Source organism: Micromonospora sp. KC606 (assembly GCF_004348675.1).
Taxonomy (GTDB): domain Bacteria; phylum Actinomycetota; class Actinomycetes; order Mycobacteriales; family Micromonosporaceae; genus Micromonospora.
The window spans coordinates 1-20407 of sequence record NZ_SMKN01000049.1 but is presented as its reverse complement, the minus strand read 5'-3'; the positions used below and the strand labels follow the sequence as shown (position 1 = coordinate 20407).

General features: G+C 72.9%; 22 protein-coding genes. 10 read left to right on the top strand and 12 right to left on the bottom strand.

The window, feature by feature from the left end:
* Positions 1-80: 80 nt before the first annotated feature.
* Complete coding sequence (locus E1193_RS13045; protein ID WP_132183448.1) at positions 81-2174, top strand: S9 family peptidase; 2094 nt, start codon at positions 81-83, stop codon at positions 2172-2174.
* A 73-nt stretch (positions 2175-2247) separates the two neighbouring features.
* On the opposite strand, the gene E1193_RS13040 is transcribed toward E1193_RS13045, so the two are convergent.
* Genes E1193_RS13040 through E1193_RS13025 form a run of 4 tightly spaced genes read right to left on the bottom strand, consistent with a single transcriptional unit; the run spans position 2248 to position 5509 of the window.
* Positions 2248-3678 (bottom strand): FtsX-like permease family protein, encoded by a 1431-nt coding sequence (locus tag E1193_RS13040; RefSeq protein ID WP_132183447.1) that lies wholly within the window; start codon positions 3676-3678, stop codon positions 2248-2250.
* On the bottom strand, positions 3675-4376 hold the full coding sequence (locus tag E1193_RS13035; protein WP_132183446.1) for an ABC transporter ATP-binding protein: 702 nt from the start codon (positions 4374-4376) through the stop codon (positions 3675-3677). Before E1193_RS13035 ends, E1193_RS13040 begins: the two co-directional genes overlap by 4 nt.
* Positions 4373-4909, bottom strand: coding sequence for a PadR family transcriptional regulator (locus tag E1193_RS13030; RefSeq protein WP_132183445.1), 537 nt, complete (start codon positions 4907-4909; stop codon positions 4373-4375). Before E1193_RS13030 ends, E1193_RS13035 begins: the two co-directional genes overlap by 4 nt.
* 33 nt (positions 4910-4942) lie before the next feature.
* Entirely contained in the window at positions 4943-5509 is a 567-nt protein-coding gene (locus tag E1193_RS13025) for a TIGR03086 family metal-binding protein (RefSeq protein WP_132183444.1), read from the bottom strand.
* 31 nt (positions 5510-5540) lie between these two features.
* On the opposite strand from E1193_RS13025, the gene E1193_RS13020 reads away from it, so the two are divergent.
* Positions 5541-6389 carry an AraC family transcriptional regulator gene (locus E1193_RS13020; RefSeq protein WP_132183443.1) on the top strand — a complete coding sequence of 283 codons (849 nt, stop codon included), beginning with the start codon at positions 5541-5543 and terminating at the stop codon, positions 6387-6389.
* 361 nt (positions 6390-6750) lie between these two features.
* On the opposite strand, the gene E1193_RS13015 is transcribed toward E1193_RS13020, so the two are convergent.
* The 6 genes from E1193_RS13015 to E1193_RS12990 are packed head-to-tail and all read right to left on the bottom strand — an operon-like array spanning position 6751 to position 12340.
* Entirely contained in the window at positions 6751-8295 is a 1545-nt protein-coding gene (locus tag E1193_RS13015) for a SpoIIE family protein phosphatase (protein WP_132183456.1), read from the bottom strand.
* Positions 8292-9617: a sensor histidine kinase gene (locus E1193_RS13010; RefSeq protein WP_132183455.1), complete on the bottom strand. Its 1326-nt coding sequence runs from the start codon at positions 9615-9617 to the stop codon at positions 8292-8294. The genes E1193_RS13015 and E1193_RS13010 overlap by 4 nt, the downstream gene beginning before the upstream one ends.
* Positions 9618-9640: 23 nt before the next feature.
* Positions 9641-10657 (bottom strand): SpoIIE family protein phosphatase, encoded by a 1017-nt coding sequence (locus E1193_RS13005; RefSeq protein WP_132183442.1) that lies wholly within the window; start codon positions 10655-10657, stop codon positions 9641-9643.
* Positions 10654-11070: an ATP-binding protein gene (locus E1193_RS13000; RefSeq protein ID WP_132183441.1), complete on the bottom strand. Its 417-nt coding sequence runs from the start codon at positions 11068-11070 to the stop codon at positions 10654-10656. The genes E1193_RS13005 and E1193_RS13000 overlap by 4 nt, the downstream gene beginning before the upstream one ends.
* Positions 11067-11486 (bottom strand): STAS domain-containing protein, encoded by a 420-nt coding sequence (locus E1193_RS12995; RefSeq protein ID WP_132183440.1) that lies wholly within the window; start codon positions 11484-11486, stop codon positions 11067-11069. The genes E1193_RS13000 and E1193_RS12995 overlap by 4 nt, the downstream gene beginning before the upstream one ends.
* Positions 11486-12340 (bottom strand): STAS domain-containing protein, encoded by an 855-nt coding sequence (locus E1193_RS12990; RefSeq protein ID WP_132183439.1) that lies wholly within the window; start codon positions 12338-12340, stop codon positions 11486-11488. Before E1193_RS12990 ends, E1193_RS12995 begins: the two co-directional genes overlap by 1 nt.
* 157 nt (positions 12341-12497) lie before the next feature.
* Between E1193_RS12990 and E1193_RS12985 the strand changes: the two genes are divergently transcribed.
* On the top strand, positions 12498-12854 hold the full coding sequence (locus tag E1193_RS12985; RefSeq protein ID WP_132183438.1) for an STAS domain-containing protein: 357 nt from the start codon (positions 12498-12500) through the stop codon (positions 12852-12854).
* 9 nt (positions 12855-12863) lie between these two features.
* Here the strand turns inward: E1193_RS12985 and E1193_RS12980 are convergent, their stop codons facing one another.
* Positions 12864-14153 carry an MFS transporter gene (locus tag E1193_RS12980; RefSeq protein WP_132183437.1) on the bottom strand — a complete coding sequence of 430 codons (1290 nt, stop codon included), beginning with the start codon at positions 14151-14153 and terminating at the stop codon, positions 12864-12866.
* Positions 14154-14203: 50 nt separating this feature from the next.
* On the opposite strand from E1193_RS12980, the gene E1193_RS12975 reads away from it, so the two are divergent.
* The 4 genes from E1193_RS12975 (at position 14204) to E1193_RS12960 (ending at position 16162) form a co-directional block, all read left to right on the top strand.
* Entirely contained in the window at positions 14204-14887 is a 684-nt protein-coding gene (locus tag E1193_RS12975; RefSeq protein ID WP_132183436.1) for a FadR/GntR family transcriptional regulator, read from the top strand.
* Positions 14888-14925: 38 nt separating this feature from the next.
* Positions 14926-15384: a large conductance mechanosensitive channel protein MscL gene (mscL, locus tag E1193_RS12970; RefSeq protein ID WP_132183435.1), complete on the top strand. Its 459-nt coding sequence runs from the start codon at positions 14926-14928 to the stop codon at positions 15382-15384.
* An 80-nt stretch (positions 15385-15464) separates the two neighbouring features.
* Positions 15465-15758: a hypothetical protein gene (locus E1193_RS12965; RefSeq protein WP_132183434.1), complete on the top strand. Its 294-nt coding sequence runs from the start codon at positions 15465-15467 to the stop codon at positions 15756-15758.
* A 44-nt stretch (positions 15759-15802) separates the two neighbouring features.
* Positions 15803-16162: a hypothetical protein gene (locus E1193_RS12960; RefSeq protein ID WP_132183454.1), complete on the top strand. Its 360-nt coding sequence runs from the start codon at positions 15803-15805 to the stop codon at positions 16160-16162.
* A gap of 263 nt (positions 16163-16425) precedes the next feature.
* Here E1193_RS12960 and E1193_RS12955 read toward each other — a convergent pair whose 3' ends face one another.
* The gene (locus E1193_RS12955; RefSeq protein ID WP_132183433.1) at positions 16426-17670 is read right to left on the bottom strand and encodes a benzoate/H(+) symporter BenE family transporter; all 1245 of its coding nucleotides are present in this window, start codon (positions 17668-17670) and stop codon (positions 16426-16428) included.
* A gap of 56 nt (positions 17671-17726) precedes the next feature.
* Between E1193_RS12955 and E1193_RS12950 the strand changes: the two genes are divergently transcribed.
* The 3 genes from E1193_RS12950 to E1193_RS12940 all read left to right on the top strand — a co-directional run bounded on the left by E1193_RS12950 (position 17727) and on the right by E1193_RS12940 (position 20356).
* Complete coding sequence (locus tag E1193_RS12950; RefSeq protein WP_132183432.1) at positions 17727-18287, top strand: helix-turn-helix transcriptional regulator; 561 nt, start codon at positions 17727-17729, stop codon at positions 18285-18287.
* Between the two features lie 115 nt (positions 18288-18402).
* Positions 18403-19122, top strand: a complete 720-nt coding sequence (locus tag E1193_RS12945) for a PP2C family serine/threonine-protein phosphatase (RefSeq protein ID WP_132183431.1) — start codon at positions 18403-18405, stop codon at positions 19120-19122.
* Between the two features lie 49 nt (positions 19123-19171).
* Complete coding sequence (locus tag E1193_RS12940) at positions 19172-20356, top strand: GNAT family N-acetyltransferase (protein WP_132183430.1); 1185 nt, start codon at positions 19172-19174, stop codon at positions 20354-20356.
* Positions 20357-20407 lie beyond the last annotated feature (51 nt).

The window sequence follows — 20407 nt, the reverse complement described above, 5'->3', positions numbered from 1 at the left end:
ATCGTACACATGTTCGAAAGACGCGGCGGGTCGTCACAGCGGGCGCGCCACGGACACCGGCCGGCCGGTAACGTGGCGCCGTGACCACCAAGACCCCGCCCCAGGCGCGGCGGGTGCCCGCCGAGCGCACCCACCACGGCGACACCGTCGTCGACGAGTACGCCTGGCTGGCCGCCAAGGACGACCCGGCGACGATCGCCCACCTGACCGCCGAGAACGCCTACACCGAGGCTCGCACGGCGCACCTGGAAGGGCTGCGCGCGGAGCTGTTCGAGGAGACCCGGCGGCGCACCCAGGAGACCGACCTGACGGTGCCCACCCGCAAGGACGGGTACTGGTACTACACCCGCACGGTCGAGGGCCAGCAGTACGGCGTGCACTGCCGCCGGGCGGCCCGCCTCGGCGAGACCACGCCCCCGGTCAGCGCGGACGGCGCCCCGCTCGACGGCGAGGAGGTGCTGCTCGACGGCAACGTGCTCGCCGAGGGGCACGACTTCTTCGCCCTCGGCGCGTTCGACGTCAGCCCGGACGGGCGCTGGCTGGCTTACTCGACGGACTTCACCGGCGACGAGCGGTTCACCCTGCGGATCAAGGACCTGAACACCGGCGAACTCCTCCCCGACGAGGTGCCGGGCACGTTCTACGGCACCGCCTGGGCGGCTGACGCCTCGGTGCTCTTCTACGTCACCGTGGACGAGGCGTGGCGACCCCACCGGGTCTGGCGGCACGTCGTCGGCACCCCGTCGGGCGAGGACGTGGTGGTCCACCAGGAGGACGACGAGCGGTTCTGGGTGGGCGTCGAACTGACCCGCTCGGAGCGCTTCGTGCTCATCGACATCCACAGCAAGCTCACCAGCGAGGTACGGGTGATCCCGGCCGGCAACCCGACCGGCGAGCCGGCCGTCGTCGCGCCCCGCCGGCAGGGCGTCGAGTACACCGTCGAGCACCACGGCCACCGTTTCCTGATCCTGCACAACGACAACGCCGAGGACTTCGCGCTGGCCTGGACCTCGGCCGACGCCCCCGGCGACTGGGTGCCGCTGATCGACCACTCCCCCGGCACCCGGCTGGAGGCGGTCGACGCCTTCGAGAACCACCTCGTCGTCTCGCTGCGCGCCAACGGCCTCACCGGGCTGCGTGTCGTCCCGATCGGCGGCGGTGACGAGTGGGCCATCGACTTTCCGGAGCCGCTCTACAACGTCGGACTGGACGCCAACCCGGAGTACCGCACCAGGGAGATCCGGCTGCGCTACACCTCGCTGGTCACCCCCGACTCGGTGTACGACTACGACCTGGTCACCCGGCAGATGGTGCTGCGCCGACGCAAGCCGGTGAAACCCGGGCCGGACGGGCGGGCGTACGACCCCGCCGACTACGAGCAGCACCGGGACTGGGCGCTCGCCGACGACGGCACCCGGGTGCCGATCTCGCTGGTCTGCCGCCGGGGCACGCCCCGCGACGGCTCGGCGCCGTGCGTGATCTACGGGTACGGCTCGTACGAGGCGAGCATGGACCCGTGGTTCTCCATCGCCCGGCTCAGCCTGCTCGACCGGGGGGTCATCTTCGCCGTCGCGCACATCCGGGGCGGCGGTGAGCTGGGCCGGCGCTGGTACGACGAGGGCAAGATGTTGGCCAAGAAGAACACCTTCACCGACTTCGTGGCCTGTGCCCGGCACCTGGTCAAGGCCGGCTGGACGGCCAGCGACCGGCTCGTCGCCCGGGGCGCGTCGGCCGGCGGGCTGTTGATGGGCGCGGTGGCCAACCTCGCCCCGGACGCGTTCGCCGGGGTCGTCGCGCAGGTGCCGTTCGTGGACCCGCTCACCTCGATCCTCGACCCGTCGCTGCCACTGACCGTCACCGAGTGGGAGGAGTGGGGCAACCCTCTCGACGACCCGGAGGTGTACGCCTACATGAAGTCGTACGCCCCGTACGAGAATGTCGCCCCGGTGGAGTACCCGGCGATCCTCGCGGTGACCAGCCTCAACGACACGCGGGTGCTCTACCACGAGCCGGCGAAGTGGATCGCCCGGCTGCGGGCGGTCGCCCCCCAGGGTGACTACCTGCTCAAGACCGAGATGGGCGCCGGTCACGGCGGCCCGAGCGGCCGGTACGACGCCTGGCGCGAGGAGGCCTTCATCAACGCCTGGACCCTCGACCGGCTGGGCCGCGCCTGACGGATTCCACGGCCGGCTGGGCAGGATCACGTCCTGGCGGTGGCGGCGGCGCCCCGCCGGGTGTCGTCGCACCTCATCCGGCCCGCAACTCCTCCACGGCGGTGCTGGCGCGTAGGAAGAGCAGTCCGACCCCGACCGTGATGAGCACCGCCGCCAGGGCTCCGGCACCGATCCAGGCCAGCTGCGGCACCGGCACGTCCGGCGTCACCGTGACCCCGTCCATTGTCGGCGCGGGAAAGAGACCCCGGGCGAGCAGCGTCCCGACGGCGAGTGCGAGCCCGACCGCCGGCACCGTCGGGGCCAGCGCCTGCCAGGCGATCGACCGGCCGATGGTGCCGCGGGGCACCCCGGCGGCCACCAGCGCCGCGTTCGCGCGCCGACGGGCGGCGATTCCCTCGACCAGCGCCACGACCAGTCCGCCGGACGCGACCATCACCGCTACCGTTACGGCGAGATCGACCAGGTCCATCGTGCCGAGGTAGAAGTCCTCGCCGTCGTTCAGTTCCCCGCCGCTCAACCGAATCAGCTCGTTGTTCGCGTGGAACCAGGAGCGCAACCCGGCCGCGCCGGCACCGAGCAGAATCGTAGCCAGGAGCGCGGCGAAGGTCCGGCTACCGGCCCACGGGTCGGCGATCAGGCGGGCGGCGGCGAGCAGCGCGGCGGGGCCGCGGGCATACCGGTGCAGCAGTTTCCCCGCGACGTACGACAGCCAGCCGGCGCTGATCACCACGCCGAGCATGGCGGCCAGCGCGCCGCCACCCACCAGGGACGGCAGCAGCAGGTCGGGCGGCTCCTGTTGGCGTTGTTCGTACCAGCGCAGGATTGGACCGACGGCGGTGAAGGCGGCCAGCGCGAGCGGGATGAGCAGGGCGGACCAGGGGCGAGGTGGACGTTCCCGTCGGGCCGTGCGCACCAGGCCGAACGGGGTGGTGCTGACCGGGCGCAGCAGCAACGCGCTGGCCAGTGCCGCGACCAGTGGGAGGCCGATCACCACGGCGGCGGTCACACTGGTGGGCGGCAGCACGTCGGTGGCGAGGGCGAGGCGACCCTGCTCGTCCGGGCGGTGCAGCAGCTGCCGACCGCCCAGGTAGGTGGCCAGGCCGACGCTCGTGCCGAGCAGGCTCGCCAGGCCGGTCTCCGCCACGGCGATCCAGGTCACCTGCCCGGGGGTCGCCCCGGCCAGCCGTAGTGCGGCCAGGCGGCGGTCCCGGGCGGGGGCGCCGAGCCGCGCGCACTGCCCGGCCAGCGCCAGCACCGGAATGGTGAGCAGCAGCAGCGCGAACGCAGTGCCGCCGCGTAGCCCTGGCTCCCGCAGCAGCGCGTTGCTGTACTGCTCGGAGTAGTTCCGGTCTCCGCAGCAGATCGGGGTCGGTATGGCCAGCACGGTGAGCGCGGCCAGTCCGGCGAGGGTGGCCAGGGTGGCGCTGAGCGCGGTCAGCACGACCCGCACGGTGTCGGTGCGACTGCCGGCCAGGGCGAGGCCGGCGAGGGTGGCCGGTTTCACCGGCCGCCTCCGGCGAGCGGCAGATCGAGCCCCAGGCCGGTGGCGTCGACGACACCGTCGCGGATCGTCACCTCCCGGTCGGCGTACCCGGCGATTCTCGGCTCGTGGGTGACCAGCACCACACTGGTGCGCTGCTGCCGGGCGAGCCGGACCAGGTGGGTGAGCACCTGTTCGCCGGCGAGGGTGTCCAGGGCGCCGGTCGGCTCGTCGGCGAAGAGCACCCGCGGCTCGGTGACCAGTGCCCGGGCCAAGGCGCACCGCTGCTGCTGCCCGCCGGACATCTCGCCGGGACGGACGTCGACGATGTCGGCCACATCGAGCCGCTCGAGCCAACCGAGCGCCGCCGTCCGCGCTTCTCGCCGCCCCGTGCCGGCGAGAAGCAACGGAAGCGCGACGTTCTCCGCTGCGGTCAGCTCTGTGACGAGCTGGCCGAACTGGAACAGCACCCCGAACTCGGTGCGCCGCAGCTTTGAACGGGTCGCCTCGGACCAGGTGTCGATCCGTTGGCCCCGCCAGGTCACCTGGCCGGCGTCGGGACGGAGGATCCCGGCCAGGCAGTGCAGCAGGGTGGACTTGCCGCAGCCACTGGGTCCGGTGACGGCGACGATCTCGCCCTCGGCGACGTCGAGGGTGACCCCGCGCAAGGCGGGTGTCGGCCCGTACGCCTTGACCACGCCGCGGGCTTGGAGATCCGTCACGAACGCACCTCCCGGTGCCAGTCGGCGACGCGTTCCAGGGTGGTCCGCAGCCACCTCAGGTCGGCGTCGAGGTGGGCGATGGCGTAGTCGGCCGCGACGACGTCGTCGAAAGTGGCCGACGGCGCCGTCTTGACGGCGGTCAGCTCACGCAGCCGATCGGTGTGTGCCCGTACCTGGGCGACCAGGTACGACCGGGCGGTGTCCACGTCGGCGGCCAGCAGCGCCACCACGACCTTGGCGAACAGAGCGCTGGCCACGTACGGCGCGGGCGGCTCGACAGTGACGAGCCACTGGTCGAGTTCCTGCCGCCCTCGGGCGGTGAGCGCATAGGCCGTCCGATCCGGGCCCGCCTCGCGCTCCTGGCCGGTGACCGCCACCAGCCCGTCCCGTGCGAGACGGCCCAGGGTGGCATAGACCTGCCCGAAGGCCAGCGGACGGGCCCGGGGCAACCGGTTGTCGTGGGCACGCTTCAGCTCGTACCCGTGCCGGTTGCCGGCGGCGAGCAGCCCGAGCAGAACGTACGGTGTGGACACACACCGTACTATTCACTGAGAGAATAGCGGGCGTCAAGCACCCCAGCCCGGGTCACGGCCGACCCGGCCGAGAAGCCGGTCCAGTTCGGTGCAGCCGGGGGCGGTGACCACCTCCGGGCCGAATGCGCCCATCTGCCGGCCCATCGGGCCCATCTCGTCCATGAACCGGTGCCCGACGGCGACCGCCTCGGGCGCCGGCTCGTATGGTCGACCGACCGCCCGCGCCAGATCCCAGCCGTGCACCACCAGGTCGATCAACCCCATCAGGCCGACCGTCGCCTGGGGCAGCCCCATCCCGGGCGAGACGCCCTCCTCGGCCGTCGGGTCGGCCCACGCCTCGACCAGGCGCCCGGCCTCCGTGCCGAACCCGTCCCGCCACCCCGGGGTCAGGTGGTCGGTCTTCGCCGACCAGTCCACCGCCTGGCGCGCGGCGAGCGCCTGGAAGTTGACCACCACGTCGTACAGGTGGTTCGTCAGGTCTCGCACCCTGTAGTCGGGGCAGGGCGTGGGCAGGTCGAGCTGGTCGTCGGTGATCGCCCGGACCACGTCGACGGTCCGCGGTGCGGCCACCGCCAGCAGATCACTAGTCTTGGTTGCCATGCCGCCAGCGTAAGAAGGTGGTCTTGAACAAATGCGACAGCCGCGCGACGACCACCGGGGCATCCTCGATCCGGCCCGGCTCCGGCGGGAGCTGCGCTTCCGTCGCCAGCTGCCGGCTCCCGGCCTGCGAGCCTGGGTGGAACACTACTGGCTGGTCGACTGGGAGCTGACCGCCCCTTTCACGCAGCACGTGGTGCCGCACCCGGCGGTCAACGTGGTCTTCCAACAGGCCGACGGTGGCCCCGAGTCGGCGGAGATCGCCGGGGTCGGGCTGACGCTCTTCTCGATCACGCTGACCGGGACCGGCAGGGTCAGCGGCATCCTGTTCCGGCCCGGCGGTTTCCGCCCGTTCTGGCGTCGCCCGGTCGCCGAGCTGACTAATCGACGCTGCCCGCTGGGCGAGTTTCCCGACGCTTTCCCGCAGCCCACGGCCGCCCCGCCGGCCGGTGGCGCCGGGTCCGCCGGACTGTCGGCGCTCTGCCGGGGTACGGATGAGGAGCGCTGCCGCGCCCTGGACGCCTTCCTCACCGCCCGGACTCCGGAGCCCGACCCGGCGGCGGCCGAGGCGGTGACGCTGGTGGCGGAGATCCGCGCCGACCGGAGCATCCGGCGGGTGGCGGACCTCGCCCGCCGGCACGGCATCTCCACCCGGCGGCTGCAACGCCTCTTCCTGGAACATGTCGGGGTCGGGCCGAAGTGGGTGATCCGGCGCTACCGGCTCCAGGAGGCGATCGAACAGGCCGCCGTCGCGCCGCAGGACTGGGCGACGCTCGCCGCCGACCTGGGCTACAGCGACCAGGCGCACCTGGTCCGGGACTTCACCGCGGTCACCGGCGTCTCCCCCGGCGCGTACGCCCGCGCACTCGCCGGCGGCGGGTGACTGCTCCACCCACGCGCGTCACCGGGACCACACCTCCCCCGGCCGGATCACCTGACCGGCGAACCGTGCTTGGCGACCATCAGCGGCAACCCTTAGTCACCTCACCCTCACTAGGCCGGGCAGGGGCACCGGCGCCTTTGCTCTGCTGCCACCCACGAAACAGTGACGGATAGCGACGGGCCAGTCAGCGACCGGGCTTGCCGGTCCGCAGGAAACGCCTGTTCAAGCCGGTGATGCGTCCGTGGCAGCAGAGCAAAGGCAGAACGGACGCGTCACGCCGCTCCGGTTGATGTGACGATGAGCAAGGCATGACGCCTCCTACACCACGCGACGACACGCTGCCGCCACGACCTCCAGCCGGTCAGCGGCGACGGACGGCCACCACCGCGACGTCGTCGTGGATCTCCTGCGGCGCCAGTTCGACCAGCAGCCGCTCGCAGAACCGATCCAGGTCGTCGTCCACCCGGACCGCGCAGGCGGCGAGCGCCGCCAGCCCCTCGTCGATCGTGGCGTCCCGCCGCTCGATCAGCCCGTCCGTGTAGAGCACCAGGGTCGCCCCGGGCGGCAGGACGAACTCCAGGTCGTCGGGGCGCGCGGCGCGGACGCCGAGCAACGGCGCCGACTGCTGGATGAACTCCACCCGGCCGTCACCGCTGACCAACGCCGGCAGGTGTCCCGCGCTGGCCATCCGGACCCGTCCGGTGGACGGGTGCAGCAGCAGGACGCACAGGGTGGCCAACTCGTTGCGCAGCAGCGAGCGCATCAGCTCGTTGAGCCGGTCCAGGATCACCGCGGGCTGGTGTCCCTCCACCGCGTACGCCCGCATCGCGTGCCGCAGCTCGGCCATCACGGTCGCCGCGTGCAGCGAGTGGCCGGCCACGTCCCCGATCGCCACCAGCAGGTGACCGTCGAGCATCACCAGTTCGTAGAAGTCCCCGCCCACCTCGGTCCGCGCGCTGGCCGGCTCGTACCGCACCGCCACGTCGAGACCGGCGACCTCGGGCAGCCGCCGGGGTAGCAGGCTGCGCTGGAGGGTGACCGCGATCCGGTGTTCCTCGTCGTAGGAGCGCTGCGCCTCCACCGCGGAGGCGACCGCCTGGGCGAGCTGCACCAGCACCGGCGTCCGGGCGGTCTGGGTGGCCGACGGCACCACCACGTAGATCGGGGTGCGGTCGTCGCGCAGTCGGGCCGCCGCCACCGTCACCGTGTCCCCGGCCGGCCACGACGCCAGCCCCCAGTTCACCGGATCGTCGATCCGCACCGTGGCGCCCTTCGGGATGTCGGTGTCGTCGACCACCCAGGGCACGATCGCCGGCGGTGCTCCCGGTCCGGCGGCCACACCGGCCAGGCACTCCCCGTCGAAGGTTTCGGCGATCACCGTCGCCGGGCTCTTGAAGATCTGGGCCGCGCCGGTGACCGCCTCCTCCAGCAGGCGGGCGAAGTTCGCGGCGGCGTGCACCGCGACGGTGGTGTCGGCCAGCCCGGTGAGCCGTTCGGCGAGCAGCTCCGCACGCTGTCTCGCCTGGTAGTAGCGGAGCACCGCGTGAGCGGTGGCGACGAGTTCGTCGGGCTCGATCGGCTCGGTCAGGTACGCGTCCGCGCCGCGGGTCAGCCCCTGCGCCCGGTCCACCACGTCCACCGCGTGCGCGGACACGTGGATCACCGGCAGCGCCGGGTGGTCCGCCTTGATTCGCTCACATACGTCGAAGCCGCTCAGGTCTGGCAACCGTACGTCGAGCACCACCAGGTCGATCCGATCGGTCGCGACGCGGTCCAGGGCCTCGGTGCCCGTCTCCGCCTCGCGGACCTCGAAACCGGCCCGGGTGAGCCAGCTGACCAGCAGATACCGTTTGGTACGGCTGTCGTCGACCACCAGCACGGTCGCCTGCTCGCCGGCCACCGTCAGTCCTCGCTGACCGGCAGCACGACGGTGAAGGTGCTGCCCCGGCCCGGTTCGCTGGCCAGCTCCAGCGTGCCACCGAGCAGTGTCACCAGCCGCCGCGCGTACGGCAGGCCGAGACCGGTGCCACCACGGCGGCCGAGGCCCGGCACCTGGTAGAACTCCTCGAAGATCCGCCCCTGCATCTCGGACGGGACCCCGACGCCGGTGTCGGTGACCGAGAGGCGCCACCGGTCCCCGTCCCGCTCGACGCGCATCCGGACCTCACCCCGCTCGGTGAACTTCAGCGCGTTGTGCAGCAGGTTGCGCAGCACCTGCGACAGCAGGACCTCGTCCGACCGGAGCACGGCCGGCGCGGGCGGCTCCTCCACCACCAGCTTCACCGCCGGCCGGGTGGCCAGGGCCCGCAGCGTGCCGCGCAGCTGGCCGAAGACCGCCCGCAGGTCCACCTGCGTCCACTCCGGCTCGATCCGCCCCGACTCCGCCTTGGCCAGGTCGAGCAGGTCGTTGACCAGGGAGAGCAGGTCCGCGGCGGAGGAGCGGATCAGTTCGACCTGCTCGGCCTGCGCCGGGCTCAGCGGGTCGGAGGCCGGGTCGGTGAGCAGCCGACCGAGGCCGATGATCGCGGTCACCGGGGCCCGCAACTCGTGGCTGACGTTGGCCAGGAACCGGCTCTTCGACTCGCTCGCCGCCCGTAGCTGGGCCGACTTCTCGTCCAGCTCCGCGTAGAGCGCCACCACCCCCCGGTTGGTCGCCTCCAGCTCCTCGGAGAGCTGGGTATAGAGGGCCATCACCCCGCGGTTGGTCTCCTCCAGCTCCGCGTTGAGCACAGCCAGCTCGTCGCGCTGACCGCGGACCTCGTCCAGCGCGGCGATGAGCTGCTCGTTCTGGGTGGCCAGCTCGTCCAGGGCGCTGGCCGGCGCGGTGTGCCCGAGCTGGGCGCGCAGCTCGGCCAGCCGCGCCGAGGTCAGCGGGGCGGTGGAGGCCGGAATACGTCGGGACATCCTCACGACCGTATCCCCCTCGCGGCTGGACACGCCCAGTGTGTCCAGCAGACGCCCCACCGCGCCGGACTGCGGCTCGTACCGGCCCTCCGGCAGCGGACGCACCGGCGTGAGATCGACCCACAGAGCACCGCGACCGCCCGGGGCCTCGGCCACGGTGAAGGCGACATCGGCGCCACCCACGACCCGCAGCAGGTCCCGGGCCACCTCGCTGAGCGCGGTGGCGACCCGGATCTGGTCCTGGTGCTCCAGTCCGACGGCGGCGGCAACCTCCCGGGCTCGCTGCCGGACGATGAAGATGTCCTGCTCGACCCGGAGCGCCATCTGCAGGAGCGGCTCGGCCCGCCTCACACCGGGCTCCTGGCGACCAGCACGCAGGCGTCGTCGCGCCGAACGCCGGCGTCCCGCAGCAGGGTGGCGGCGACCACCAGCGGCGAACGGCCGGTCAACCCCGGATAGTCCTCGATCCGCCACCGGCCGACCACCCCGTCGCTGTGCATCACCAGGGTCGCGTCGGGTGGGAACGCATAGTCGTACTCCCGGACCACCGGCCGCTGGTGACCGGCGATTCCGGGCAGCGACACCAGGTGCTTCCGGCCGCCGTCGGGGCCGAGGACGACGCCGGTGATGTTGCCGACACCCGCGTAGCGCAGCAGGCGTGCCGGCGGGTCGAGCTCGGCCACCGCCACGGCCGCGCCCCGGGTGTGCGCCATCGACTGGTGCAGGTGCCGCACCACCACGGCGGGCGGCGCGACCGGCGCGGTGCGGAACGCGGCCAGGGCGGCGTCGGCGGCGGCACCGGCGAGGCTGCCGTGCCCGAGGCCGTCGCAGACCAGCACCTGGTGCCGCCCCTGAACCACCCGCACCGCGTGACCGTCGCCGCTGATCTGCTCACCGGTGATCGGCCGGGTCAGCCCGGCCGCCCACATCGGTGGCGCGGGCACGTCCTTCGCCCAGACCTGCACCACCGAAACGGTGCCCCTGCCCCGCCACGACCAGGCGTCGTACCAGGTCGCCTGCCGGTCGATGGCGCCGAGGCCGATGCCGAGGGTGCCGGTGGTGGAGTGGCCGTCGCGGGCGGAGACCGTCAGGTCGGCCATGCCGGGCCCGGAGTCCACCGCGACCAGCTCCACGCCGGCCTCGCCCGCCACCCGCACCGGGCGGACCAGCACCATGCCCTCCTCGGCGTGCTTGACCAGGTTGCTGGTGAGTTCCGCGGTGACGATGGCGAGTTCGGCGACGCGGTTCGGGGTCAAACCCACCTGGGTGCCGAGCCGTTCGGCGGTCCGCCGGACCGTACTCGCCGCACCGCCGGACTCCACGCGGTACCAGCCGCCGGCGGCGGGGACGCTCTCGGCGCTCACCGGGACCACTTCGTCACCGTGACCCGAGTGCCGTTTCCGGCGGCGGTCTCGACGTCGAACTCGTCGACCAACCGGCGGGCGCCGCTGAGGCCGAGGCCGAGGCCGCCGCCGGTGGTGTAGCCGTCGGTGAGGGCAAGGTCGAGGTCGGGGATGCCCGGGCCGGAGTCGGCGAAGACGATGCGTACGCCACGACGGCGACCGTCGTCCACGACCGTCACCTCCGCGCTGCCGCCCCCGCCGTAGATCAGCGTGTTGCGGGCCAGCTCACTGGCGGCGGTGACCAGCTTGGTCTGGTCGACCAGGGAGAGTTTGACAGCCACCGCCACCGTACGCACCAACTGCCGGACCCGGACGACGTCCTCGTCGCTGCCGATCGCCTGGGCCTTCGGGCTCAGGTCGACGCCCGCGGTCATGGTGATGTCGCCGTCTGTCCCGGCTCCGGATACTCGACCTCTCCGTCGTACGTGAGGTCGGCCTCACGGCTCGCCGCGATGAGCTCCATGCCGCGTTCGACGTTCAGCGCGGTGCGGATGCCGTTGAGCGACAGACCCAACTCGACCAGGGTGATGGCGACGGCGGGGCGCATCCCGACGACCACCGTCTCGGCGTCGAGCACCCGGGAGATCGAGGCGATGGTGGAGAGCATCCGACCGACGAAGGAGTCGACGATGTCCAGCGCGGTGATGTCGATGATGACACCGTGGCAGCCGGTCGCCACGATCCGCTCGGCCAGGTCCTCCTGGAGGGCGAGCGCGGTCTGGTCGGACATGTCGATCTGGATGGACACCAGCAGGATGTCGCCGATCTTGAGGACCGGCACCCGCTCCATCACGCTTCCCTGCGCGGCTGGCGGCGAGCGGCCTCCACCCCGGTGAGCCGCAGCACGTGCCGCAGCGCGTCGGCCAGGCTGGCCTTGGTGGCGATGTCACCGAACTCGATGCCGAGGGCGACGATGGTCTGCGCGATCTGCGGCCGGATGCCGGAGATGATGCAGTCGGCGCCCATCAGCCGGGCGGCCACCACCGTCTTGAGGATGTGCTGGGCGACCTGGGTGTCGACCGCCGGCACACCGGTGATGTCGATGATCGCGTGCGGGGAGCCGGTGTCGACCAGGGTCTGGAGCAGCCGCTCCATCACCACCTGGGCGCGGGCCGAGTCGAGCGTGCCGACCAGCGGCACGGCGACCACGCCGTCCCAGATCTTGACCACCGGGGTGGAGAGTTCGAGCAGCTGCTCGGCCTGGTCGGCGATCAGGCCCTCGCGCGTGTGCACGTAGGTCTCGAAGGTGAACAGGCCCATCCGGTCGATGAGGCCGCCGAAGGCGACGACGTCCCGCAGCTCCACCTCACCGGCTTCGGCCAGCTCGACCAGCACGTCCTTGAGGGCGTAGAGGCCCACCGCGGTCTCGGTGGCCGAGAAGCCCTGCCGGGCCCAGCCTCGGGACAGCTCGGCGAGCGCCGCCCGCAGTTCACCGGCGCCCTCCGACTGGATGTCGGTGAGCCCTTCGGCACCGGCGTCGATCATGCTACGGTGCAGCTCCTGCACCTGCAGGCGCAGTTCGGCCTGGCTGAGCCGGCCGTGCAGCGACGCGGCGACGATGTCCGCCCAGCGCTGGACGACACGCTCCGCGTGCGCCGCCAGCAGGCCGACGAGCCGGCCGCTCTCCTCCGCGGTCAGAGCCATGATCCCTCCTCTGCGCCGGACGGGGCGGACTCTATCACCGGTGCCGGCCCTTTACTTGTCACGAGGCAAAGGAATGATCGAGCCCACCGGAACCTCCTCCCGTTCTGCGTGGTACCCCGTTCGTGGGATACCGTTCCACCGATAACAGGAGGTCCGAATGTCCTTGACGGTGCACACGGAACAGCGCGGCGACGTGGTCGTCGTGTCGGTCGCGGGCGAGCTCGACATGGCGACCGCACCGCAGCTGCAGGACCAGATCACCGACCTGCTCGACAAGGGCCACAGTCGTCTCGTGTTCGACCTCGCGAACGTGTCGTTCTGCGACTCGACGGGGCTGTCGGTCTTCGTACGCGCCAAGAACAGCTGCGACGAGGCCGGCGGCGTGGTCCGGCTGGCCGCCCCGCAGCGCGGCGTGCTGCGCATCCTCGAGGTCAGTGGCCTGGTCGAGGTGCTGCACACCTACCCGACAGTGGAGCAGGCCGTCGCCGGCGAACCCACACCGGCCTCCTCCTGACCCACGCCCTCATCGCTCGTCCTCGATGAACCGGGGGCGGGCGATGACCATGCCCGCGCCCGTCTGCACGGCGAGCGCGCCGAGCAGGAACCCGATCGGGGCGGTCCAGCCTCCGGTCGTCTCGTAGAGGACGCCGACCAGCAGCGGGCCGAGCGCGGCTATGACGTATCCGGTGCTCTGCGCGAACGCCGACAGCGCGACGGTGCCCTCGGCCGTGCGGGCGCGCAGGCCGATGGTGGTCAGGATCAGCGGGAAGGCCCCCTGGCCGAGGGCGAGCAGCAGCACCCACAGCGGCGCGAGGCCGTGCGGGGCCAGCGCCAGACCCAGGTAGGCGGCGGTGGAGAAGGCGGTCAGCGAGAGCACCAGCGGGCGCAGGGTGCCCAGCCGGCCGGCCAGGGTCGGCATCCCCAGAGCGACCGGCACGCCGAGCGCGGTGACGCCGGCGAGCAGCAGCCCGGCGGCCTCGGGACGGTAGCCGGCGTCCCGGAAGAGCTGCGCCAGCCAGCCCATGATCGCGTACCCGCTGAGTGACTGCGCGCCGAAGTAGACGGCCATCGCCCAACCCAGCCGGGTGCGTCCCGGCCGGATCCGGACGCGGGGCGCAGGCGTCACCACGGCGGTCGCGGCCCGTCGGGCGGCGCGGTCCCGCAGCGCCAGCGGCACCCACGGCAACACGGCCACCGCGGCCAGCCCGGCCCAGACGCCCAGGCCGGCCCGCCAGGAGCCGAAGGCGTGGGCGACCGGCACCGCGGCGGCGGCGGCCACCGTCGTGCCGACGGTCAGGGCCATCGTGTACGCACCGGTGACCAACCCGGTGCGGTGCGGGAAGTGCTGCTTGACCAGCATCGGCAGCAGGATGTTCGCCACCGCGATGCCGGCCAGCGCGAGCGCGCTGGTGAGGACGAAGACGGCCGCCGAGTCGGTGGCGACCCGGAGCAGTTGCCCCACGGTGAGGGCGAGCATCGCCAGCACCAGCACCCGGGTCGCCGGCCAGCGGCGGACCAACCAGGGGGTGAGCGCGCCGAGACCGGCGAAGGCGATGGTGGGCAGCGTGGTGACGAACCCCGCCATGGTGCCGGAGAGCGCCAGCCCGGTGCGCACCTCGTCGAGGAGGGCGCCGAGGCTGGTGACCGCGGCGCGCAGGTTGAGCGCCACCAGCAGCATCGCGACCAGCACCAGCGGGCCGCCGGACGTCGGCCGGCGGGTCTCGACGGACGTTCCCGGCGGGACGGTGGGCACGCTCGTTCCGGTGACCGACCGGCCGGTGGGGGCGGCGGTGCTGGTGGGTGGCGGGGTCATGACCTCGAACCTACAATCATGGGATGAATTTTCGGCAGGAGTTGTAACCGGTGACACTTCCGACGGACGTCACCGCCGTGCCGCCACGCGGCCATCGGGTGCGGCAGACCATCGCGCAGTTGCGGGCCCGCATCCTCGGCGGCGAGTGGCCGGTCGGTGGCCGGATCCCCACCGAACCGCAACTGGTCGCCGCGCTCGGCGTCGGACGGAACACCGTCCGTGAGGCGGTCCGCGCCCTGGTGCACGCCGGCGTGCTGGAATGCCGGCAGGGCTCGGGCACGTACGTGGTGTCGACCGACGAGCTGGCCCCCGTGGTGGCCCGACGGCTCACCGACGACCGGATGGCCGAGGTGGTCGAGGTGCGGCGCGCCTTCGAGGTGGAGGCCGCCCGGCTGGCCGCGTTGCGGCGTACCCCGCAGGATGTGGCGGCCCTCGACGGCGCGCTCGCCGCCCGGGAGGCCGCCTGGCGCTCGGGCCGGGTCGAGGAGTTCGTGGAGGCCGACGCGGCCCTGCACACGGCGGTGGTCGCCGCCGCCCACAACGGGATGCTCGCCGAGCTCTACGCCTCGGTCGGGGCCGCGCTGCGCAGCACCGTGGCGCAGGCGATGGGTGACGCGCTGGAGCCGGAACGGTACGTGGACCACGGCCGGCTGGTCGAGGCGATCCGGGCCGGCGACCCGGCGCGGGCGGCGGCCGAGGCCGGGGCTTTCCTGGAACCGCCGCCGGGGGCATAGGTTGTCCCGAACACAGGACGGACAGCACGGGAGTGCGGATGCTCAAGGGCTTCAAAGACTTCATCATGCGCGGCAACGTCGTCGACCTGGCGGTCGGTGTCGTCATCGGCGCCGCGTTCACCGGCCTGGTCACGGCGTTCACGAACGCATTTCTCAAGCCGATCATCAAGCTGGTCGGCGGCGGCAAGGACCAGTTCGCCGGAGCCTGGGAGATCAGCGAGGGCAACCTCATGGACTGGGCCGCGTTCGTCAACGCGGTCATCACCTTCCTGCTCACCGCGGCGGTGCTCTACTTCCTCGTCGTCTTTCCGATGAACAGGCTCGCCGAGCGGCGGCAGCGGGGCGAGGAGCCGCCACCGAAGGCGCCCAGCGAGGAGGTCAAGCTGCTCACCGAGATCCGGGACGCGCTGCTCGCCGGCGGCCAGGGCACCCCGGCCCAGCGCGGCGCGCTGGACGACGTGCTGGGTCGGCGCACGGAGCCGCCCGCCCCGCGCTGACACCCCTGACGCGGTCCGGCCCCTGCGGGAATCCCACAGGGGCCGGTTCATCTCGTACACCTGTTCGATAGAGTCCGGCCATGGAGCAGCGTAGGCACTGGTGGAACGGCAAGTGGGGGCGGCTGGCCCGGCGGGACGTCTTCCTCCGGGTGGACGGCGACCGGTGGCACGTCGAGCAGCGGGCCGGTGGCGCCGAGGGTGTCTCCCAGTTCTACGAGTACGCCAGCGTCGACGAGGCCGAGGAGACCGTCCGGGCGCTCCTCGAAGGGACGGATGCCTGGCGGGAGCTGTCCCCGCGCCCACCGAGCGCCTGGGCCCCGCCCACTGACGACCCGACGGGCGTCGAGGTGAGGCGGGGACAGGCCGGCGTTTAGCGCGGGGCGGGGGTGGGAACCGCGCGGGAATGGAGCAACAGGGCATCGAGCAGCAGGCGGTCCTCTCCCGGGTCACCACCGGGATGCGGGTGGTGGACGCCGTGGGGGTCGAGGTCGGCACGGTCGACCTGGTCGAGCGCGGCGACCCCAACGCGGTGACCGTGCAGGCACCCACCGCCGGCCCGGGCAGCCGCCTCGACGAGCTGATCGAGGCGGCTGCGGCCGAAGAGCCCGACGTGCCGGCCGACCTGGCCGCCCGACTGCTGCGCACCGGCTACCTGAAGGTCTCCACCGGGCTGGCCCGCACCGGCGCGGTCTACGTGCTGGCCGACCAGATCGCCGCGGTCACCGACGGCCAGGTACGCCTCGACGTACCCGCCGGCGACCTCCCGCCGGAGGAGTGAGGAGAAGCGGCTGGTAGACACCCACCGGCATCCTGTCCTGATGGACGTCACGCGCGGACGGCGTGACCGGATCGCGTTGGGGAATGTCGATGAGGCTGCTGGAGACCCTGCTGACGCAACTGCCGGCGCTGATCGGTGTGGTGGTCGGCACCGTCGGCACGATGATCGCGACGACGGTGGCCGAGCGGGCTCGGTGGCGGCGCAGTCAGACGGTGCGGTGGGACGAGCGGCGGTTGGACGCCTGTACGCCGACGGCGGGCGGGTTACGACCCGGGGCCGCGACCGCTGACCGCCGACGTGGACGTGACGGTCGCCCTTTCCGCCCGACCGCTGTCGACGTCGGCCGGCGGAGCGGCGGGCCGGTCGCGGCGGCGGAAGAGGAGCAGCATCAGCCAGCCGGCGACGAGTCCCCAGAACGCGCCTCCCACGCCGAGCAGGCTCACTCCCGAGGCGGTGACCACGAAGGTCACCACCGCCGCCTCCCGGCTGCCCGGTTCGGCGACCGCCGAGGCGACCGCGGTCGCGAGCGCGCCGAGCAGCGCCAGCCCGGCCACCGCCTCGATCAGCACCGGTGGGGAGAGCAGCACCAGCGCGGTGGCCACCCCGGCGCCGAGGCCGAGCAGGGCCATGCCGACACCGGCGGTCACCGAGGCGATCCACCGGCGGTCCGGATCCGGGTGGGCGTCCGGGCCGGCGGCGAGGGCGGCGGTGATCGCGGCGAGGTTGACGGCGTGCCCACCGGCCGGGGCGCCCAGCACGCCGGCCAGCCCGGTCACCCGCAGCGCGGGGCCGAACGGCGGCTGGTAGCCGTAGTTTCGCAGCACGGCCGCACCGGGGACGTTCTGCGCGGCCATGGTGACCAGGAAGAGCGGCAGCGCCAGACCGACCAGCGCCGGCACGGTGAACGCGGGCGGGGTCAGCTCGACCACCGGCCACAGGCGGCCCACTGTCCCGCCCGGCGTTGTCGACGCGATCGCCACCGCCGCCGCCACCAACGCGCCGGGCACCGCCCAGCGCCGGGCGAAGCGGTGCAGCACCAGCCAGACGACAATCACCGGTACGGCGAGTCGGGGCACCGCCACCAGTGCCCGCACCGGGGCGGTGCAGAGCGGCAGCAGCACCCCGGCCAGCATCGCCGCCGCCAACGGGCCGGGGATGGCGGCGACCGCCCGACCCAGCGCGGGGAAGAGCCCGGCGGCCACGATCAACAGCCCGCAGACCAGGAAGGCCCCTACCGCCGCCGGCCAACCGCCGGGCACCGGCCCGGTCGCCACCAGCAGCGCGGCGCCGGGCGTGGACCAGGCGATCGCGATCGGCATCCGGTGCCGCAGCCCGAGCCAGAGCGCGCACAGCCCGGAGGCGACGCTTACCGCGAGCAACCCGGAGGCCGCCTGGGCCTCGCCGGCGCCGACGGCGCGCAGCCCGGCGAGCACCACCGTGAACGAGCTGGCGAAGCCGACCAGCGCGGTCACCACGCCGGCCAGCACCGGTTGCAGCCGCTCCGCCATCCCCACCCTCCCGATCGTTCCGTTTACGAAACAGGAACGTGTAGCACCATAGCGGCATGACCGGAGCGCGACCAGACCGGCGGCGACCACTCGACGCCGACCCGGACGCGGTGGGACGGCGGATCCGAGTGCTGCGCGAGAAGCGGGGCGTCTCGCTCTCCACCCTGGCCCGCACGGCGGGAGTGGGAAAAGCCACCCTCTCCGCCCTGGAGAACGGCCTGCGCAACCCCACCCTGGAGACGCTGTACGCGATCACCGCGCAGCTCGGCGTACCGCTGGCGGCTGTGCTGTCCGGGCCGGCGACGACCCCCACCGTGCAGGGCGCCACGGTCACCGCGACCCTGCTGGAGTCGTTCACCGACACCGACGCCAGCTACGAGCTCTACCGGCTACGGGTGCGCCCCGGCGCGGAGCAGCTCTCCCCGGCGCACCAGGCGGGCGTCACCGAACACGTCACGGTCTTCTCGGGCATGCTGCGGGCGGGCCCCGCGGACGCGCCCGCGACCGCCACCGCCGGCGGCCACCTGCGCTGGACGTCGGACGTCCCGCACGTCTACGCGGCGCTCGGCGACGAGGAGGTCGCCGCCAGCCTGCTGCTGCGCTACCCCCGCCGCTGAACCGACACGCAACGTCGCGCCGCGCACCGTCGACAGTGGAGAGCGCAGATCATTTCTTCACGCCAGGCGCCGCGCGTGCAGACGACAACCGGGTGCATCCGGCAAGCTTGGGGGCATGACGCTGATCCTCCGCTCGGCCATCCTCAACGATGTCGGCCTGGTCCGCACCAACAACGAGGACTCCGCCCTCGCCGGTGACCGCCTGGTAGCGGTGGCCGACGGCATGGGCGGGCTCCCCGCCGGCGAGGTGGCCAGCGAGATCGTCATCCGGATCCTGGACGAGTTGGTCCCACCGACCGTCCCGAACGAGGCCGCGGAGGCGCTGCGCGCCGTGGTCGCCACCGCCAACCAGCGCATCCGCGCCGCGATCACCGCCGATCCCGCCCGCGACGGCATGGGTACGACCCTGACCGCCGGCCTGCTCGCCGGGGACACCCTGGTCCTCGCCCAGGTCGGGGACTCTCGCTGCTACCTGCTGCGCGACGGGGAACTGACCCAGCTCACCCGGGACGACACCTTCGTCCAGGCTCTGGTGGACCAGGGGACGCTCTCCCCCGACCAGGCTCGGCACCACCCGCAGCGCTCGCTGGTGACCCGGGCGGTGCAGGGCGCGGACGCGCCACCGGCCATCGGGGTGCTGACCCTGTTCGTCGGCGACCGGCTGCTGCTGTGCAGCGACGGGCTCTCCGACTACGTGGAGGACACGGCGATCCACGCCGCGCTGACCACGTACGGCGACCGGCAGCAGTGCGGCGAGCAGTTGGTGAAGCTGGCCCACCAGGCCGGCGCGCCGGACAACGTGACCGTGGTGGTCTCCGACCTGTTCGAGGTGTGAGCCGGTCAGTCGGGTTGCGGCGGGCCGCCAACCGGGTTGGGATAGGTGGATGCCCCTCCGCCGACTGGCCGCCGAAGAACGCCTGACCACCAGCTTCCCGCTCCAGACCTACGCCTTCGAGGCGTCCCCGCCGACGCGGGAGCGGGTGGAGGCGTTCCACCAGTACCTGCCGTACAACAAGGGCAACCGGACGCTGGTGGTCGAGGAGGGCGGCGAGACCCAGGCGGCGGCCAGCGCCATCCCGATGCGGCAGAACCTGCGCGGTCGGGTGCTGCCGATGGCCGGGGTGGCCGGGGTGGCGACCCATCCGCTGGCCCGCCGGCAGGGGCACGTCCGGGCGCTGATGCACCAACTCCTCGACGAGATGCGCGACGAGGGGCATCCGCTCACCGCGCTGTACCCGTTCCGGGCCGGCTTCTACGAGCGGTTCGGCTACGTAGGGCTGCCCCGGGCGCGCACTGTCCGGTTCTCCCCGGCCGACCTGGCCCCGCTGCTGCGGGCGGAACTGCCGGGCGAGGTGACCTGGGAACGGATCGGGGCCGGGTACGCCGGTTTCCGATCGTTCACCGAGCGCTGCCTGCGGGAGCGGCACGGCTTCGCGATCTTCCCGGACTACCGGGCGGCCGGCCTGCGCGACCGCGACGACCGCTGGCTGGTCTCGGCGCGGATCGGCGGCGCGACGGCTGGCGTGCTCACGTACCGGATCGACGACCACGGCGGTGAGCTGCACGGCGACGACCTGCTCACCGCCGACCCGTACGCCCGGGCGCTGCTGTTGCAGTTCCTCGCCCGGCACGTCGACCAGGTGGAGCGGGTCAGCCTCCAGGTCGCCGCCGACGAGCTGCCCGAGTTGTGGCTGACCGACCTGGCGCTGCACGTCGAGGCGAGGGTGACCCGACCCGGCTCGTCCGCTCCGATGGCCCGGCTGCTCTCGTTGGACGCGCTCGCCGGGCTGCCGGCCGGTTCGGGTCGGGTCCGCGTCGAGCTGGTCGACGACCGGTGGCTGGCCGGCACCCATGTTCTCGACGGCACGACCGGCCGGCTGGAACTGGCCTCCGGCGGGTCGGTCCCGTCGGCGACGCTCACCGCCGCCGGGCTCTCCGCGCTGGCGTTCGGGGTGCTCGACCCGGCCGAGGTGGACGTACGCGGGCTGGGGCAGGTCGGCCCCGAGGCCGCAACCGAGTTGCGGCGGCTCTTCCCGCGCGAGCTGCCGTACCTGTTCGCCGAGTTCTGACCCGGTTTCGGGCCGACGGGTCCGGGTACGGTCCCCCGACATGCCGGAGTG

Excerpts from the sequence above, each read along its gene's own strand:
- E1193_RS12965 (WP_132183434.1), top strand. The coding sequence starts at position 15,465 with ATGGAGCAGCGTAGGCACTGGTGGAACGGCAAGTGGGGGCGGCTGGCC.
- E1193_RS12940 (WP_132183430.1), top strand. The coding sequence starts at position 19,172 with ATGCCCCTCCGCCGACTGGCCGCCGAAGAACGCCTGACCACCAGCTTC.
- E1193_RS12950 (WP_132183432.1), top strand. The coding sequence starts at position 17,727 with ATGACCGGAGCGCGACCAGACCGGCGGCGACCACTCGACGCCGACCCG.
- E1193_RS13000 (WP_132183441.1), bottom strand. The coding sequence starts at position 11,070 with ATGACCGCGGGCGTCGACCTGAGCCCGAAGGCCCAGGCGATCGGCAGC.
- E1193_RS13025 (WP_132183444.1), bottom strand. The coding sequence starts at position 5,509 with ATGGCAACCAAGACTAGTGATCTGCTGGCGGTGGCCGCACCGCGGACC.
- E1193_RS12985 (WP_132183438.1), top strand. The coding sequence starts at position 12,498 with ATGTCCTTGACGGTGCACACGGAACAGCGCGGCGACGTGGTCGTCGTG.
- E1193_RS12995 (WP_132183440.1), bottom strand. The coding sequence starts at position 11,486 with ATGGAGCGGGTGCCGGTCCTCAAGATCGGCGACATCCTGCTGGTGTCC.
- E1193_RS13010 (WP_132183455.1), bottom strand. The coding sequence starts at position 9,617 with ATGGCGCTCCGGGTCGAGCAGGACATCTTCATCGTCCGGCAGCGAGCC.
- E1193_RS12945 (WP_132183431.1), top strand. The coding sequence starts at position 18,403 with ATGACGCTGATCCTCCGCTCGGCCATCCTCAACGATGTCGGCCTGGTC.
- E1193_RS12980 (WP_132183437.1), bottom strand. The coding sequence starts at position 14,153 with ATGACCCCGCCACCCACCAGCACCGCCGCCCCCACCGGCCGGTCGGTC.
- mscL (WP_132183435.1), top strand. The coding sequence starts at position 14,926 with ATGCTCAAGGGCTTCAAAGACTTCATCATGCGCGGCAACGTCGTCGAC.
- E1193_RS12955 (WP_132183433.1), bottom strand. The coding sequence starts at position 17,670 with ATGGCGGAGCGGCTGCAACCGGTGCTGGCCGGCGTGGTGACCGCGCTG.
- E1193_RS13020 (WP_132183443.1), top strand. The coding sequence starts at position 5,541 with ATGCGACAGCCGCGCGACGACCACCGGGGCATCCTCGATCCGGCCCGG.
- E1193_RS12990 (WP_132183439.1), bottom strand. The coding sequence starts at position 12,340 with ATGGCTCTGACCGCGGAGGAGAGCGGCCGGCTCGTCGGCCTGCTGGCG.